Origin of the sequence: Pseudoalteromonas luteoviolacea, assembly GCF_000814765.1 — a bacterium.
Classification (GTDB): domain Bacteria; phylum Pseudomonadota; class Gammaproteobacteria; order Enterobacterales; family Alteromonadaceae; genus Pseudoalteromonas; species Pseudoalteromonas luteoviolacea_H.
This window is the reverse complement of the sequence record NZ_JWIC01000006.1, coordinates 263,434-279,783: the sequence shown is the minus strand read 5'-3', so window position 1 is coordinate 279,783 and position 16,350 is coordinate 263,434. Positions and strand designations below refer to the sequence as shown.

At 42.1% G+C, this 16,350-nt stretch carries 16 protein-coding genes; 3 read left to right on the top strand and 13 right to left on the bottom strand.

The features are described from left to right. From JF50_RS12700 to JF50_RS12650, 11 genes are all read right to left on the bottom strand, one after another. Positions 1–1,587, bottom strand: coding sequence for a phage baseplate assembly protein V (locus JF50_RS12700; protein ID WP_052262280.1), 1,587 nt, complete (start codon positions 1,585–1,587; stop codon positions 1–3). Between the two features lies 1 nt (position 1,588). Further along, positions 1,589–2,326 carry a hypothetical protein gene (locus JF50_RS12695; protein ID WP_039609828.1) on the bottom strand — a complete coding sequence of 246 codons (738 nt, stop codon included), beginning with the start codon at positions 2,324–2,326 and terminating at the stop codon, positions 1,589–1,591. Positions 2,327–2,328: 2 nt separating this feature from the next. Further along, the gene (locus JF50_RS12690) at positions 2,329–2,574 is read right to left on the bottom strand and encodes a hypothetical protein (protein ID WP_039609827.1); all 246 of its coding nucleotides are present in this window, start codon (positions 2,572–2,574) and stop codon (positions 2,329–2,331) included. A 12-nt stretch (positions 2,575–2,586) separates the two neighbouring features. Continuing rightward, positions 2,587–3,048: a phage tail protein gene (locus JF50_RS12685; protein WP_039609826.1), complete on the bottom strand. Its 462-nt coding sequence runs from the start codon at positions 3,046–3,048 to the stop codon at positions 2,587–2,589. A 48-nt stretch (positions 3,049–3,096) separates the two neighbouring features. After that, positions 3,097–3,543: a phage tail protein gene (locus JF50_RS12680; protein WP_039609825.1), complete on the bottom strand. Its 447-nt coding sequence runs from the start codon at positions 3,541–3,543 to the stop codon at positions 3,097–3,099. Between the two features lie 122 nt (positions 3,544–3,665). Then, the gene (locus JF50_RS12675; protein ID WP_039609824.1) at positions 3,666–5,411 is read right to left on the bottom strand and encodes a phage tail sheath family protein; all 1,746 of its coding nucleotides are present in this window, start codon (positions 5,409–5,411) and stop codon (positions 3,666–3,668) included. A 386-nt stretch (positions 5,412–5,797) separates the two neighbouring features. Continuing rightward, the gene (locus tag JF50_RS12670) at positions 5,798–7,429 is read right to left on the bottom strand and encodes a S1 family peptidase (protein WP_039609823.1); all 1,632 of its coding nucleotides are present in this window, start codon (positions 7,427–7,429) and stop codon (positions 5,798–5,800) included. Positions 7,430–7,433: 4 nt separating this feature from the next. Then, positions 7,434–8,282 (bottom strand): hypothetical protein, encoded by an 849-nt coding sequence (locus tag JF50_RS12665; protein ID WP_039609822.1) that lies wholly within the window; start codon positions 8,280–8,282, stop codon positions 7,434–7,436. Positions 8,283–8,305: 23 nt separating this feature from the next. Beyond that, positions 8,306–9,271 carry a hypothetical protein gene (locus JF50_RS12660; protein WP_039609821.1) on the bottom strand — a complete coding sequence of 322 codons (966 nt, stop codon included), beginning with the start codon at positions 9,269–9,271 and terminating at the stop codon, positions 8,306–8,308. Beyond that, positions 9,264–10,217 carry a hypothetical protein gene (locus JF50_RS12655; RefSeq protein ID WP_039609820.1) on the bottom strand — a complete coding sequence of 318 codons (954 nt, stop codon included), beginning with the start codon at positions 10,215–10,217 and terminating at the stop codon, positions 9,264–9,266. Before JF50_RS12655 ends, JF50_RS12660 begins: the two co-directional genes overlap by 8 nt. Positions 10,218–10,295: 78 nt before the next feature. Then, the gene (locus JF50_RS12650; protein ID WP_039609819.1) at positions 10,296–10,706 is read right to left on the bottom strand and encodes a hypothetical protein; all 411 of its coding nucleotides are present in this window, start codon (positions 10,704–10,706) and stop codon (positions 10,296–10,298) included. 284 nt (positions 10,707–10,990) lie between these two features. Here JF50_RS12650 and JF50_RS12645 point away from each other — a divergent pair, with 284 nt between their 5' ends. Continuing rightward, the gene (locus tag JF50_RS12645) at positions 10,991–11,824 is read left to right on the top strand and encodes an SGNH/GDSL hydrolase family protein (protein ID WP_039609818.1); all 834 of its coding nucleotides are present in this window, start codon (positions 10,991–10,993) and stop codon (positions 11,822–11,824) included. A gap of 80 nt (positions 11,825–11,904) precedes the next feature. Here JF50_RS12645 and JF50_RS12640 read toward each other — a convergent pair whose 3' ends face one another. Then, positions 11,905–12,633 (bottom strand): enoyl-CoA hydratase-related protein, encoded by a 729-nt coding sequence (locus tag JF50_RS12640; RefSeq protein ID WP_160290473.1) that lies wholly within the window; start codon positions 12,631–12,633, stop codon positions 11,905–11,907. 221 nt (positions 12,634–12,854) lie between these two features. Between JF50_RS12640 and JF50_RS12635 the strand changes: the two genes are divergently transcribed. Then, positions 12,855–13,457: a FecR family protein gene (locus tag JF50_RS12635; RefSeq protein WP_039609816.1), complete on the top strand. Its 603-nt coding sequence runs from the start codon at positions 12,855–12,857 to the stop codon at positions 13,455–13,457. Positions 13,458–13,870: 413 nt separating this feature from the next. Next, the gene (locus tag JF50_RS12630) at positions 13,871–14,659 is read left to right on the top strand and encodes a hypothetical protein (RefSeq protein WP_039609815.1); all 789 of its coding nucleotides are present in this window, start codon (positions 13,871–13,873) and stop codon (positions 14,657–14,659) included. Positions 14,660–14,720: 61 nt separating this feature from the next. Here JF50_RS12630 and JF50_RS12625 read toward each other — a convergent pair whose 3' ends face one another. Next, the gene (locus JF50_RS12625) at positions 14,721–16,031 is read right to left on the bottom strand and encodes a hypothetical protein (protein WP_039609814.1); all 1,311 of its coding nucleotides are present in this window, start codon (positions 16,029–16,031) and stop codon (positions 14,721–14,723) included. Between the last annotated feature and the right edge of the window lie 319 nt (positions 16,032–16,350).

Here is a 16,350-nt window from a genome sequence, read left to right as displayed (position 1 = left end):
TTATCCTATTTCCATCTTGTCTGTGGCAACCACCACTTTTGCACTTTCAATGGTAATTTTACTGTCCATTTTTATCTGACTATCATCAGGTGTTTTAATCACCACATCCGTTTTAGCAGTCATACCCGCCTTGTCTTTTTGAGATAAAGCATAACCTGAGCTTTCGCCTAACGAGATTGAGTGGTCTTTACTTCCTTCCATGATGATGTGTGGTTTTTTAAAGGTGAACTTCAGCGCGGTGGCTTGTTCTTTAAACAGCAACCCTCGAACATCATATTCCTGTTTGTATCCACCCAAAGGAGGAATGGCCACTGGGTTGTGACATGCCCCAACAATCACAGGATGTCTGGCATCCCCCCCGATAAAGTCCACCAGCACCTCAGTGTCTGGGTTAGGGGGTAAAAATAACCCTTCTTCCTTGCCAACATAAGTAGTCAAAAGCCTTGCCCAAATAGGCTCCGTGGTTAATGTATTTAAAGTGATGGGTATGCGATGTAATTTTTCTTTATCGTCTTTAAACGGCGCAACGGTAGCAACCAGCATTGGCGTAGCTGGCAATTCAGTCCATTTAGACCAGCCACTTTTCGTTAAAGATAAACCCAGAGTAAATTCACAGAACCAGCCTTGGTTACTTAAATGATGGTGAATTTCTGTCACCATGTAGTCCGCTTTGTTGCTTTCCCCAGCTCCCGATACTTTGATTGCATCGAGTAGTTTCAGTGTATGCAAAGCGGTGGCTTCAGACATATCAACTTGAATACGGCCTTGGCTCGTATCTAATAAACGATATACTTGCTCGGCTTTGGCCTTGGCAGCCAACTCGACTTTGTCAATGGGCGCTTGTGATTTGATGACGATATCTGCGGTCGCGCCCTCTTTTTTCTCACCCGAGTCATAGTTTTCAAGTAACATGGCTTGGGTTTTAATATCCCATGCACTGTGGTCAACTTTTTGCGCATATGAGCTATTGTCCATACAAAGCTCAAATTCAGTACACCCATCCATCGCCACATTAAACTCTGTTGCCGCCGGTTTGTGCGTTGTCAAATCAACGATGTTGATCCCTTCTTCTTCATAAAGCGCAAACCCATTGGTCAGGATGCGATTCATGATCACTTCCCACGGTTTTTTCTCAACCATGAGATATTGATAGTGTTTTATTTTACTGTCCGCGACGGTTTTTTTACCGCCACAGGGTTTGAGCAAATCATTGATAATGTCGGTGTCAGTAGAGTCTGGCTTGTAGAGCTTACTTATTTGGGACTGACAGAGCTTATTGGCTTCACCTTTAGCGAATACGGTAATATAGGGCTCACTACAATAACCAACTTTGCCTCCTGTAATGACACCAACAAATAATGTCATTTGCGCATCGTCACCAAAACCGGCTTTGACTTCGATGGACTTACCGGGCTGAAAATCTTTATTCAAATCCAGTTTAAAGCTTTCCTCAGCCATATCGCCATCTTCGAATACAATTGACAACTCAGAAACCTGGTTTAGCCCACGATGGGTGACGACTTCACGTACACCGACTTCCAGTTTCTTCTCGCTACCATCAACTAATATCGTATAACGAATATCCATATCATCGCTCCAATGGTGGGTAGGTAATATAGTCACCCACTTCAGCGCCTCGGAGCGAGGGCAATCTATTTACACTCGCTACTTGATGAACATAGTTTGCTTTCCCGTATATGGAAGTAACTTTCGAAACCAAACTGTCCCCATCTAAAAATTGTAATTCGTGCGTGAGATCTGGCGAGCTTTTACCTGTTCTGAGTTTAATTTCTTTGCTCGATAGACACTCAGAGATATTACAAACAACCTGAGCTTTGACTCGATTACCTTTGGAGTTAACCAACTCAGTAATGACATTAATATCGCTGAACATGCCATGAAAACCGCCATCGGCACCATGATTAAGGACCATATTCAAGGGCATAATAGTGACGAACGCAGGCAAGTGCGTTTCCCCTTGTACCGCAAGGCCATATTTTAGCATTTCCTGAATACTGTCTTCCGTTGACGTTTCACCGCTCATGGTCATTGCATATTGAGAGGGGGTTTCAATAATCGTGTTATCAAGTAAAAACGTAATCGTTAAAACGGACGGGGGTGATTTTTGATAACGTGCAGAGCCGCTTTCCGAGCCAATGGCCTTTGAGTCTTTTAAACAATTTTGATGAGTGACATTGAGTGATTTAGGATCATATGGAAGCGTTAACTCACCTAATTTATTGCCATCGCCACGCTCAATTTTTTTATAAAAAGTCACTTTACATAGTGGTAAGCCACTTGCGTTAATGCCGTCTGCTTTATTCATAATTAGGGCCTCTTTTCCTTACCTTGACGTGCAAATCTAAACTCAATATGTCGTTTTAAATCTGACTCTAATTGGTGTAATAAGTCTTGCAATTCGGACCAGCTTACTGTGTTGCTATAATACTCAGACTGTGGTGATTGCTGCGCCTCGTTGCCGGACACACTGGCAGAGTTTTCCACCGTTGATTGGGCAGGTTCGTCAGCATGGATCCGTGCTTTAACTCGAACATTGTTACACTTAACTTCCATCTATTGAGCTCCTTACACTGGCACACCTGGAATAGGCACAGCCACCAAATCGCGATAACTAAAACTAAGAGACTCAATAAGCACATCATTTCTACTCGCATCAATCCCCTCCCATTCCCAGCTTTCTAAAAATGCATCTTGCACAAGCCAAGCTTGCGATGGTAAGTAGTTATCATCTAAGGTAGTGATCAAAATCTGATTTTTAACCAAGTAGGTATTCCAAGCATCCCCAAATACGAGATTTTGCAACATCAAAGGACTGCCACCTTGAAAAACGCCACGCTTTAAAGTGAGTGTTTTCGCTTGTTTTTGATTCGCAATGCTGACGCGGTTATTGGTATAGTCGATACTGCGGTTCATTTTTAGACCACTGACTTCTTTAAACAGAATATCAATGGGATTAGGAATGCCTGCGGCCACAATACCAACTAAAAATCGATACCCGACCATGGGAGTTCTAGGGTCTTGAAACATATTAGCCACCTAAGCGGGCACTTTCGTGCCCTAAAAGAGAGTTAAAAATTAATGGAACTCAATCTTGATGTCATCTGCCATCATCTCTAAAGACTCAACACTGGCCTCGTTAGAGCCACCATTGATACTCGGAGCGGTCAGTTTTTTAGGAAATGCATTAATCACTTTCCATGTTACCAATGGCTGAGACCTGTCTTCATTGGTCAATGAAATTGTGATGTCTTTTTTATCAACTAAGTTCAAGCTGATAGATGAGATCCAATCGTAGAATTGGCTCTTCTGTTTAACCAGACCACGCTTCAAAGTAATGTTGACGTCTGTTGGTTGCCCAGGCATGTGTTTTTTGCCATAGCCATCTTTATACGTAATTGTTTCAACGCCGATGTCTAGACCAGATACTTCTGAAAATGGAATGCTCTCTTCGCCGAAACTGACAACAAATCGATAGACGGGAATTGGATATTCTGCTGCGATATCTGCTTTAGTAGTAGCCATGTAATAACTCCAAAAATTCGGTATTTACAGCTGTGCTGTAGGAAAAATAAATATCTATTTGACGCCATGGTTCAGCGCCAAATAGCAATGTTTAATTAGCTAATTGCCTTTAGGCGCAAGAATTAACCTTCAAGGCTCTTATGAGAGAATGTTAGAACGATGAATTCAGCTGGGCGCACTGCCGCAAGGCCAATTTCAATGTTCATTAAGCCATTGTTGATGTCATCTTCAGTCATTGTTTGACCAAGGCCAACGTTGACGAAAAATGCTTGCTCTGGTGTTTCACCAAAGAAAGCACCTGAGCGCCAAAGCCCTTCTAGATAACTTTCAATCATGGTTTTAAGTTTTAGCCATGTGAATGGCGTGTTAGGCTCAAATACTGCGAAGTGCGTTGCTTTTTGTACAGACTCTTCAACCATGTTAAATAGGCGACGTACAGACACATAACGCCACTCGTTATCGTTACCCGCTAGCGTACGAGCACCCCAAACAAGCGTTCCTTTACCGACGAATGTACGGATAGCATTGATAGACTTACCAGAAGTCGCATCTACGTTGAGGTTTTCTTGATCTGCATTATCAATCGCCAGTTTAGGCATTAATACTTGTGCAAGTGCAGCATTCGCTGGCGCTTTCCAAACACCACGATCTTTATCTGTTTTAGCCATCACACCCGCGATTGCTGGTGAAGGTGGTAAATCAAGGTAGTTTTTACCAAGTTCTGCTTTTACTTGGTTATACACATCTGCTGATGAGAATGGGTAAGCCGGGTCACCGATTGCAGCAAGCTGCAGCTGAGGAAGCATGATGTCAGTTAATTCGAAATCATCTGAGATAGTAATTGCAGAGCCGCCTGGTGTCGCTGTTACTTCACCGTCTGCTAGATCAACTTGCTCACCATCAGTAAGGCGATAATATTTACTACCGTCTGTTGCAAATACCGTTTCTGGCACTAAGTAACGATTACCTGATGGGTCATATTCAGCATCCGTTGGGTCGTTCGCCCCTGCAGGGTTATAAAGGTAATCTTGGCCAATTGCAGCCCAAGTGCCGTCGTCACCCACACAAACCAGTTCATGTGTGTTCGCTTTTGGCCACCAAGCTTGCGCTGTTAGTGGAGTATTAACAACTACTTTCTTCGCGTCATATGCACGTGCCATTGTTGTTGTTAAATATGGGTAGTAAGCTGCACCATATTTAAGGCCCAATGTAGCGCCCGCTCTCAATGCTTTTGAATCATCCGCGATTGGGTCAATGCTGTCTGCATCCGCTTGCATTTGAACGTCAACCAGTGCAAAGCGATCCATTCTTTTTTCAGCATGAACAAGCGCCTTATTTTGCACTTCATAATGCTTAACAGTGCTCAGGCCAATGGCTTCTGGACAAGAGATAAGTGTGACTTCATCTATTTTGTTTAGTAATGTGATAGCCGCTGTGAACTTTGCTGCTTGCTCAGCTAGCAGGTTTATTTCACCAGTCACTGGATCTGCTGAAAGAAGTCCTGCGTCTGGCGCACCGATACTTACCACATAACACGCACCGCCACCATTGGCAAAGAAGTGACTCACTGCTTGGTGTAAAAAGAAATATGCATCCGCAAGCATTGTGCCATCTGACGTGACATTGAAGCCACCAGTTGACTTAGGCGCAACTTTAAAGCTCTCTTGATATGCGCCACCAAATACAGCTTCAAATTCAACCATGCTCGTAATACGAGTTGGTGAATTAAGGTAAGCAACATTACCAGCATCATCGAGCTTTGTTGTATAACCGATGAAAGCAGGGATAGCAGTAGCCACTTCTGCAACTGACGGAGGCAGAGTTGACTTCTCTTGGACGTAGACGTCTGGGGTTTTATATTGAGGCATAGTTTTTCCTTACGTTGATAATTACATTCTAAAGAGCCGATTAGGCAAGAATTTTGTGGGAAAAGAGGCACAAAGCTGTTCGGTCATAACAGTTCAGGTGGCAAATCAATGGGAACAAACCCACCCTTTCCTTTGTGCCTCTGAAATCGAAGAGCCTTTGCACGGCTCCGCCACATCAGTCCCAACTGATGTGTATGTATTAATTAATTTGTACTGCTATGACGCCATGGCCTAGAGGGTGTGAAAATTAAAATGAATATTTTTTAATTTATTGATTTATAGTATTTTTGACTGAATATTTCTCTGTGAATTAACCCGCCCCAAGAGCGCTTTACAGACGAGATAGGGTAAAGTCGGTGTAATCATGATATGAAATGCGAAAACGACTAAATTGAATAGAAACGATTTGAAAAACCAGTTAAATATACGCTCATAAGTAGTGCGTAGGCACTATGCAGTGACTCGCATAAGTCAATTTGAGTGATTGACAAATTCACTTGATGACAATTCAGCTGTGCTTGACTAGCAAGTAGATCAAGATATTCTCTGTCAAAGCGGTTATTAATGGCTTGCGCCTGTAACCAACTGTCTCTGTTGGTCGCGATAGACACATAATTAAGTTCATAACTGTCGATGAGTGGTTCACTGAAATTTGCAAAAAGCGCATTTAAAACAAATCGGTTGCCTCCATAGGCCGTTATGTTTCTGTAGTCTGTGTATTCTACATATTCACCTTCCTCATTAAGCGCTTCCCAATGTTCCAACGCCTTTTGCTCGAAGAACCTATGAGGTGACTGATTTAAGGTTGCTTGCTGCTTTTCATCAAGCATCCTTGCATGATACTGCAGTTCGTAAAAGCAAAGCCGACATAAAGTTGCACTTCTGGCCAATAGGTAGCCTTGGGCATCAACGTATAACTCGGCCCCTCTGGGTACCGCAATATTAATTCCGTAAAAAGCATCACTATAAATATCGAAACTCAACGAAGATATATCGAGGATAAAATTGCCATAAACTGATTTAAATAATTGGTCAACCTGATTAAATTCATTGGGTGTGGCACTACTTAAAGTCAGTTCAGCGAGCGTGCGCGATTTCACTTTAACAAATTCAAAGCCCTGATATTTTACCGAGTATAATGGTGGCAACAACTCATTGTCCGTGTCTAATTCAGAACCAGCATGCGCTTTAGTTACAAACAAATTTGATAAACGGGGTAATTGCACCATGTTTCGCTGTCTGTGCTTCGGCTGTCTTTGAGCTTTTGTCACTTTATCTAGCGTGAACAGCTCAGAAGTGCTTTTTAATCCTTCGGGTAATACCCTCAACTTAGAATTAACCAGCTTAGCTAAATTGGTTGCTGGGATCACCCAACTGACATTAGCGGCGCCATTTTCTAATCCGCCGTTCCCTATACCTACCAACCTGCCCTGGCTATCAAATACTGGGGCACCTGAAAAACCAGGTAAAAGACTACCGTCCAAGTAGTAAATAGGAAACTCCACATCGGGTATATTGGTTTTTGCTAGCGTATCGACGGCATAAGGTGGTAAAAACTGCTTTAATACTTCTGGCTTTGCGTACCCTTTCAATAATTCACGTGTACTCATTGCCAGCGCGCCATGGTGAAAGCCCAATGCAGTCACATGCTCTCGATACTCTGGCTTCGCTTGCTTAATTTGATTTAAAGGGCGCCACCCTTTTGGTGGGTTAACGACCTCAAGTAACACTAAATCTGCTTCAGGGAAAACACGAGACACCTTCGCAAGGCGTCTTTTCTTCCCAAAATCTATGATAATTTTACTGCGTGGGTGCGGGTCCATCACGTGCAAAGACGTCACGACCCAATGGTTTTTTTGCCACAAAAACCCAGAAGCGACTCCCATTGCATTGTTCGGTTTTTTGACAACGATTCTGACTGTACTCTTGCTCAGAACATCAGGCTCTAAACTGGCAAAGGCATATTTAACGGAAAAAAACGTCAACAACAGTGACAGCAAAAACAGTGACTTTGTCATACTATCAACCCTGCTTGACTGGACAGACCATTTCATGAACGAACTTCAGCGCATGGAGCTTATTCACCTCTGATAGTCTTTGTTCATTTAACTGTTGCAAGGTTTGATGCCAAGCTTGCGACAATATATGTTGGGCTTCATCAAACTCAGTTATGTTTGCAAGCTCCCTATCATCTAAGCAAGGTTTTTCATCGCCGAGTTCACCACAAACCGTATCCCGTACCGCCAATAAAATAGACTTTTGGTCGCCCGGCTCCACTTGTCGCACTATCGACTCACTCAGAGTCGCCCACTCATCGCCAGTGAGGGTAAAATTATTAATCACCTCTTCCAGCTCAAGGCTACGATCTGTATATCTTAACTCTTCGCAACCCGTCACAGATACACTGGCACTGAATAGCACGCTATTATGCTGGCTAGATAACAAGTTTGCGTGCTCTGAAAAGTGAAAGGATCCGCTGGATGATGCGCCCTCAGCGCTACTGACATGCTCTAGTGTCATGCCAAACTCTTTTAAGGTCAAAAGTTGTAGAGCTTGCTGATGTGTGTAACCTGCTGCTAAGTATTGTGCTTTAAGTTCCAACAACGAAGGCGTAAATACATTGTGGGCACGTACATAAATCCCCATGTACGCCCCAACAACACAGGCAACCCCAAAAGCACCAATACGCAGCGCCTTAGCATCATTAAAGTGACGATCATTCAGTCCCAAAATAGCAGCCAGTACTGCCGTCAATGCACCGAGTAACATTGTCACTGTCGGCGTCACACTTGTGCCCATAATTACACCGAACAAAAGGCCAATACCTGCCCCGCCAAAACAGGCGATTTTAAGGTTTACTTTCCTTTCCAATATGATTTCCTTTGACGCGTTAATTACCTTATTAACAGATTAGGGGTTTTATACTTCCGCTTACGACGCTTGGTATTTTTTCCACCAAACTTATATTCATATTGTGCCGAGAGTGTATGTGTGTGTCCGCTATTACTCAGCCATAACTTTTCGAATTTGACTGTGATCAATGTACTTGCATCAAGACGGTATTCAGCCTCTGACACTAACGCCTGTTGTGATTGACTTCCCCAGTAGCTCCGCTCAATATAGTTTGGAAAGACAGAGTGCCGGCCACCCACATACAAGGTTAGAAAATGCGAAAATTGATACCCGTACTCAATAAGTAGAGAATGATAAACCTGACTTGTGTCGTCTAACGACTCACTCTCAAAATTCAACTCTCGAAAGCTTAGTACATAATCTAGATCCACTTTTGCATTTTCAAAACGCTGTTGATGACTCAATAAAATAGCACCACCTAACTCTTTATCCTTAAAGCGACTTTGTTGATGCTGGTATTGTTCAGCACCTGCATACACATCAACCCCGAATGCGTACCCATGGGATAAGTCATATTCGTAAAATAGTTCGAGCCTAGATTTATGTCGCCGATAATTCACTGAGTCAATAAATTGCGCTTCGCCAACACGGCTTATTTGGCCTTTAAGCTTGGTATGATCTAACGTTAGCTCCGCATAAATAGATCCACTCGAAAACAACTTGCCACCCGCACTGAAGCGTCCTTCAAGCGTATTGGAATCCCCAGTGAAAACATCACGACTTATTGCTTGGTTAACAGGCTCTCTGCGCAAAGAAATCGATTGATTGTATGCCGAGATATTACCAAAGTAGTTGACCTTTTTATGCCAAGGCATACTGGTTGAGCGCTTTTCTTTAAGCAAAACAAGAGGCTGAGCACTCAAGCCCATACTCATCAGCAACATGCTAAGCAAGGCGAAGACAGTCGATGGTGTTTTTACATCACGTGGTGGCTTTTTATTACCCATTTCCACCGGTCACCCCCGTTACATTCACAGCCTGAATGTCTGCTTGTAGCTTTATATTTTCAGCTTTTAATAAATCAAAATTGATCGGTTGGGTTTGTGCCTCATGTAACCTGCGATTGATGTCGTCTGGGATATTTTTCACTAATCCACTTTGCGCTAACTTAACGGAGCTTGCCATCAGTGCCGTTTTTAACGCTGATAACTTATCTCGGTTCGCTGCATCTTCTGGCTGGGTGCTAAATTGCTTAATTGCTGTGATAAGCGGAGCTAATTGTGCGGTATTTTCGGCTACCGCCGCATTGACTAAACTCAATAGCAACAGAGTCTGTTCTTGCTCAGTACTGAGTTGGTTAACAGGCGTTAGCTCAGTAGCCAGTATATTACGCTGCTGATCAGGCAAATTAAGTGCCGTCAAAACCACTTGACTGGCTTGCTGAGCAATCGAGTCAAACTCGCCTAGGCTTGTGCCTTGGTTTAATTTATTATTGATTTGGCCATACACCAAACTCGTTAAAGCATTTACTTGCACAGAGCCAATTAAATTATTGGACGAAGCCATATAATTAAGCTGTAAATGAGCAAGCTCAGGGGCTGTGACGACTTCTTGATAGTTAGCAATTAAGCCACCATCGCTATCAAAGCACTCAACTGCATCACAAACCATTGTTGTGTCTTCTATTGCTTTGACCTCAATGTAAAAAACGCTGTTTTCGCTCACACTGAACTGACTGTCAAATGACCCAAATTCATCACTTTGGCCTTGCCAAATGGTTGCATGTTTTGCATCAGAAATAATAATAGAGGCATAAGCCATTGTGCCTTTGAGCAAACTGCCATTTATTAAGAGTTCATTACTGCCTCTTATCACCCCCTCTTTGTAACACCCCACCGGCATACATATCAGCAAAGTTATGCTGAGAAAACGAGACAACTTAACATTATTCATGAGATTTCCTTTCATCCCCTCTATAAATGGGCATTTAAGTATGTGTATAAAATGAAAAAAGTGCAGTAAATTGACTTTTTATTTTGAAATAACAATCGGCTGGGTCGGTTCATATTTGACCGTAAGTTCAGTCGGAGGGCCAGGATCCGGTACTCCCTGCGGATTAAGTGCGGGGATCACGCTCAATGCGCACACAATATCACCCTTAAGCACAATTGGCGCGCCGCCTTTAAATGTCACTTCGGATAAAACAATATCGTTAATTGCACTGAATGTGACCGCTCCACCGGCCGCATAGGCACCATTAATATAAGGCGACATATTAACTTTCTTGGTCAAGAATTTTTCTATGTCATCTTGAACGGCTATCTCCCCTTGGCAAATTAGTCCTTTGGAAGCCACTTCTAAAGGGCCTGCGGTTGGAACAACCAAGACGCCTTTATCTAGCAACAAGTTAAAAACGGTACTTTCATTGAGAATTTTTATCATTATTGATACCTAGCGCAATGCGATAAACGGGTGTGCTTTAGAGTTTTTATGCTTTTACTCCTCACAAAGTCACTACTCAAAAGCTGATGGAGATGAACGCCTTTGGGCGACTCTAGATACAACGGCGCTGAGCCTAAGTTGTGAATTTTATTTTCGCAATGGACTTATCCGTTGCGAAGTAAGACTAGCGACCATACTTTTTGATAATCGACCAAAGTCCTAATTACAGTTTGAATTCCATCCCATAACTTAGAAGTGTTCGATTTTCAGCCAAAAGGACCTTTATGTTGACGTCAAATACGTTAAAAACCATTCTGTTCAGTACAAGCTTATTGCTCACTTCGCACGTACATGCTGCTCCAAAATCTGAAGAGCCACCACTGCTGTTAATTGGTGCTTCATTCGCGAATGCAAAAATGCCTTATTTCGATAACCTTGAAGCGCCATTAAATGGTATAGCAATCAATTCAGGGAAGTACTTATCACTGGGTAATGCCTTGATCAGAGAGCCTCGACTATCTGGGCATCTGATAAACGAAGGCCAAGCTGGTGCGACAACATTTGACAGGCTCACTTGCTTTCCGGGACCAGAATGTGTGGGCCCAGGCTGGGAAGGATATGAAAAGCTATTTACCAAGGCTTTAAGCAGAGTAACTTCATTTTCCGGTGAAGTCTCTGCAGAGTATATCGTTATTATTCGCGGTAATGATTGTAACCACCCTGATGCATTCGGTATTCCGATGGCAGACACATCGGAATGTACCATTGAGCAAATGAACTCGTACATTGATACATTTGTCAGTGTCGCTAATCGTGCATTAGATGCTGGGATCACTCCCATATTTTCAAAAGCACCGGCCTATGACGCCATAGATTGGGAAACATTACGAAGCCGATTCAACTGGCCTTGGATAATCAGTAAAGAAAATTACGAGACATTTTCTGAACTCAGGCTAAACCGTCTCCGAGCTGAAGTGCCCAATGCCATTTTTTTGGATATCTGGAAAGGGTTTGAGCCCATGGATGACGGATTGCACCCGAATAGGAAAACCATGCAACGCGCGGCTAAGCGTATTGCAAAAGCCATCAAAAAACACCGTAAGCACAGCGCAGAATAAATATTAAACTGTCTATAATATAGGGCCGCCTTCCCCTTCCCTGCGCGTAAAGCGGCCCTCTTCGCCATGATTATTGCTATCTAATATTGCTTGCGTGCCAATCGGCGTAAATATTTTTGTTGCATGGCATCCACTTTAATCGTGTTTTTTACCCAAGTCTCGGCAACACTATTTAACTGATTGAATGTATTTATACTTTTCTGATAGCGGTAATTCTGTAAAACCGAATGTCCAATACCACAAGCTTGCGCTCGAGCGACCAGACTTCTGACCTTATTCTCCCCTTCACCGACATTGACTAACACATCAATCAAGCCGAGCTCATACAGCTCTTTGGCACTAAATCGCTTATCTGAATACATGACTTCCATCAAGGCACTACGCGATGTTTTGTGCTGCAACTTCGCAATTAAAAGGTGCTCTAGGCCATGATTAAACAGCGTAGAAGGATACATAAAGACTGCACCTTCCTCCGCTACAACACAATCCGTACATAAGGCAACTTCCATACCTGTACCGTAAGCACGACCTTGTATCAATGCGATACTGGTCACATTGTGTTTCGCGCCGTGTAAAATTCGCTGCAAAAGCGTCATATAAGTAAACGCATAGTCTTTGAGCCAAACGCCATCTTGCTCAGACACACAATTTGCTAAGCTACCTAAGTCTCCCCCCAAACTGAATACACCTGCTTTGTCACTGCTGAGGACCTTAATTACACGCTTTTGTGTATTAGATTCTGGTAAAAAGAAATGGCTCAGCTGTCTTAATAACGATTTTGTGAAATAAGGTGCCTTATTTAGCTGCATTGTCGCCCAATGCAAGGAGCCAGTGCGCATGATTGCCAAAGGCTCACAGTTATAAACGGAAGTTGCTCTCACCTGCACGAATTTTTTACCCTTTCAAATTAGATCGATAACCCGACGTACTAGACTGAGCTTTGTGAACAATTCGTTAAAGTAATGGCTAGATAAAGTCGACACCCTGCCACTGAGCTTCTACTTTTAAAGAAAACACACGGCCACATGCAATGAAAATTCAACTTTTAAGTTTTATACTTTTTTCAAGCGCCAGCTTAGCTGATGCGCAAGTCGCTAAGGTCATGCTTGCTAAAGAGCAAGTCTTGGCCACATCGGGTTCGGTTGAGCGCAGTTTGAGCCGTAAGTCCCCTATCTATCGCGCAGACATACTAAAAACAGGAAAAAATGCCCGAGCACAATTTAGGTTTTCTGATGGTACGATTTTGTCACTGGGTGAACATACTCAATTTATTGTCGATCAATTTGAACATGAAACAGTCTCTGAAGCGCACTTTGAATTTATACAAGGCGCATTCAGAGTCGTGACAGGTCAAATCACTCAGGTTACCAATCCCGATTTTAAAATTAAAACACCGATGGGCTCTATTGGGATCAGAGGCACTGACTTTTGGGGAGGCAATTTATATAGCGAAGACACAATCGATGTTATTTTGCTAGACAGTGAACACCCGCTTGTTGTTGAAAATGAATACGGCCGCGTCACCATATCACCCCCTGGGTTAGGTACAACGCTGACTTTTGGAAAGCCACCAAGCAAACCAGAGAAATGGTCAGATAAAAAGTTACAAGATGCGGTAAAAACCATTCAATAAGTTTCTCTCTTGGATGAGCTTTAAGTCACTTCATAAAAATATAGAAAATATTTATTCCTTTGTCTGGCCAGACTAATTATTGCACTTTAGAAAAGCACAATAATTTACATTAAATTAAAATGGTTGATTATTTTTAAAAAATGAAGTCATCAGTAAAGCTAATTGAAGCTTATGAATTACATATTCAATCAAATTAACTAATTAATTAAACCACTTGAAAAAACCATCAAAACATTGATTTATATACATATAAATTCTTAACCCCTACAATTTAACTTTTACATATCACCAATTTGCTGATGTTCATTTTGTTTGATACTTTGCATCTCGTTAACACTTTGGGCCCAAGTGATAACTCACTAAAACTAACAAGTAATAAACAACTGAATTAAAGAACGACCAAAGGAAAAAAAATGAAAATGTTTAAATTAGGTACACTTGCAGCTGCTTTATTAACCACAGTAAGTGCCGTTGCTGCGCCTATCAACGTTGCTGATACAAATGGCTATGACCGCCACACTGTTTACTCACACGGCCCAGTAAGCCGCGTAGTGATCACCAGTGAGTTTGCGCACAACTTCTCAGCTGACATTGAACTTCGCGACGGCGCTCGTTGTGATAATGGTAACCTATATTCAAACGTTGACAGCAGCCATGTTGTAAATGTTGGTGTTCAAGCAAATGCGTCTAACGCAAATGCAGCAACAATCGGTGTGACTAACGCAATTGCAGAAGACAAATTAACACACAACAAAACACTTCACTTAAGCTGCTATGATGCAGACAATACTTGGTATAACGTTCTGGTAAACGTACCTGGTGCGCCTATTGTAAATTGGGACATTACAGTTGAGCCTGCAGGTGAGTTCGTAAACCAGCCATATTCATTTGGTTACCATTCAGCATTCCGTGTTAAGAGCACGCTTAATGTGAACAACCAGAATAAGAGCCAGTCATACTGCTACACAGTTGCTAACCGTGGTCTATCTCTAGGCCTATTCCACGGTAGTGATACTTCGAATACTTTCCATTCAGATGTATTCACGCAAGACAAAGTGTACAGCAATGACACTGCACAACCTGTTCTTTACCAAATTGTTCAGTGTGAAAATGCTGCTGGTAAAACGATGGCTGTTAAAGTATTCAACTTAACAGATCCAAACGGTATCTACACTTATGAAGACCAACTTATCGTTAAGTAAGTAGTGACGAGAAACGATTTGAAAATGGCAGCTTAAATTAGCTGCCATTTGTTTTGATATCTTAAAGTTGAGAATGGTTAAACGTGGATACGGAAATAAATACACGGTGGCCAAGCGCTTTTTTATCAGGGCGCTGATAAACATAACGTCGATATTCAGAAAGGCTTGCTGGTGCCCCATCAAAGCCAGACAACATTACACGAGAATGGTCGGGTCTATTCTGCGCAGGCAAAAAGGTCTCATCACCAAAACTAAAACTCGGTAGTTCAGAAACCAAAGCACCAGAGACGTGCCATTTTATTGGGTACTTGCTCGTATCAAAACTAAATTCCCATGCTGCGCTCTGAATACGTGTATCTAACCCAGTAAAGTCATAACTTACTGCATCCCCCTGCTCTAGAGAAGAAATAGCCACAGTTAATTGCTGTGCCAGCTCAGTAGATGCAATTGGAAACGTCAATTCGCCAATTTGGTCTACTTTATCAAAGCGCAGTGTCACGCCATTTGATATAGCGACAGGGAGCCCCTCATAATGGAACAATATACTCTGGTAGTTACTGAGTTCATGTTCAGCAAACCCTGTTGGGTACATTTTCAGATTGACACCACCTTCAACTGAAAAATCAAAATCTTGAAAAAAGTGATTGCCTATCTTATCAACAGCACTCAAATAGACTTTCGATTTTTGCTCAAATTGTGACGTAGATAAATCTGCACTGTGGTGCACAAAGTCACTGCCATTTACTGTGATTGTATTTACACCTTCGGGCAAATCAATTACCGCTAGTAGGCTAGAACCATAGCCAGGTTGGTCGATAGTATAATATACCTTTTCGTCATTTCCACAGACCTTAACAACATCTTGATAGTCTTGTATATCACCACCGTTAGATCTTGAAACACGAAACCTGCTATGTGTTACTTTAAGTGCACTCAGATCAACGTCTATTTCTTTACATTTACAATAAGCAGACAGGTCCTGAAATTCGATTGTCGTAAAATCAGCGCCTGAAGAAATATCTAACTTGGTATATATTTTTCGAAAATTTTCAAAGCCACCGTTATTCTCCATGCCAATAATAGAGGCATGTTTAGCGCCTGCGGGAATTTGCTGACTAAAATACCCGCTACTATCACTCGAATGTGACGCAACAACTTGACCGTTGTCGTCGTGAAATACAATACTCGCATTAGGGTAAGCAACCAAACCGCACTCTGTGCGCTTTTTAACATTTAATGTCAGAGTTGGCTGTGCATCTGGCTTTGTTACAACAGGATTATTGTCTTGTGGATCACTTGAAGACCCACCGCATCCTGCCAGCGCAAATATCGAAGCCAAAATAGGGGCAACTGTCAATTGGTTTACTTTCATGAAGTTCATAACTAAAAAAATTTTTCGAATTGTACACGAAATGCAACTCGTTTGTATTTTATTTAGAGACAAAAATAGAATGCAAGCTCATGTTTGTCAGGATCTTAAGTCGTTTACATACCTACTGCCACATTAATGAGAACATAATAAGATGTAGTAAGTACAAATTTAACCGAGCTGCTGCCGTGATTACATATTAAATCACTCGATTTAAGCAAGCGGAATTAATTGAACCAAACAAGGTATAATTGGGTTGGGAAAATACGCTCCACAACTTCTCCATTTTCGCCTTTGCTTAAATTTAAGAAAAGATAAAGTA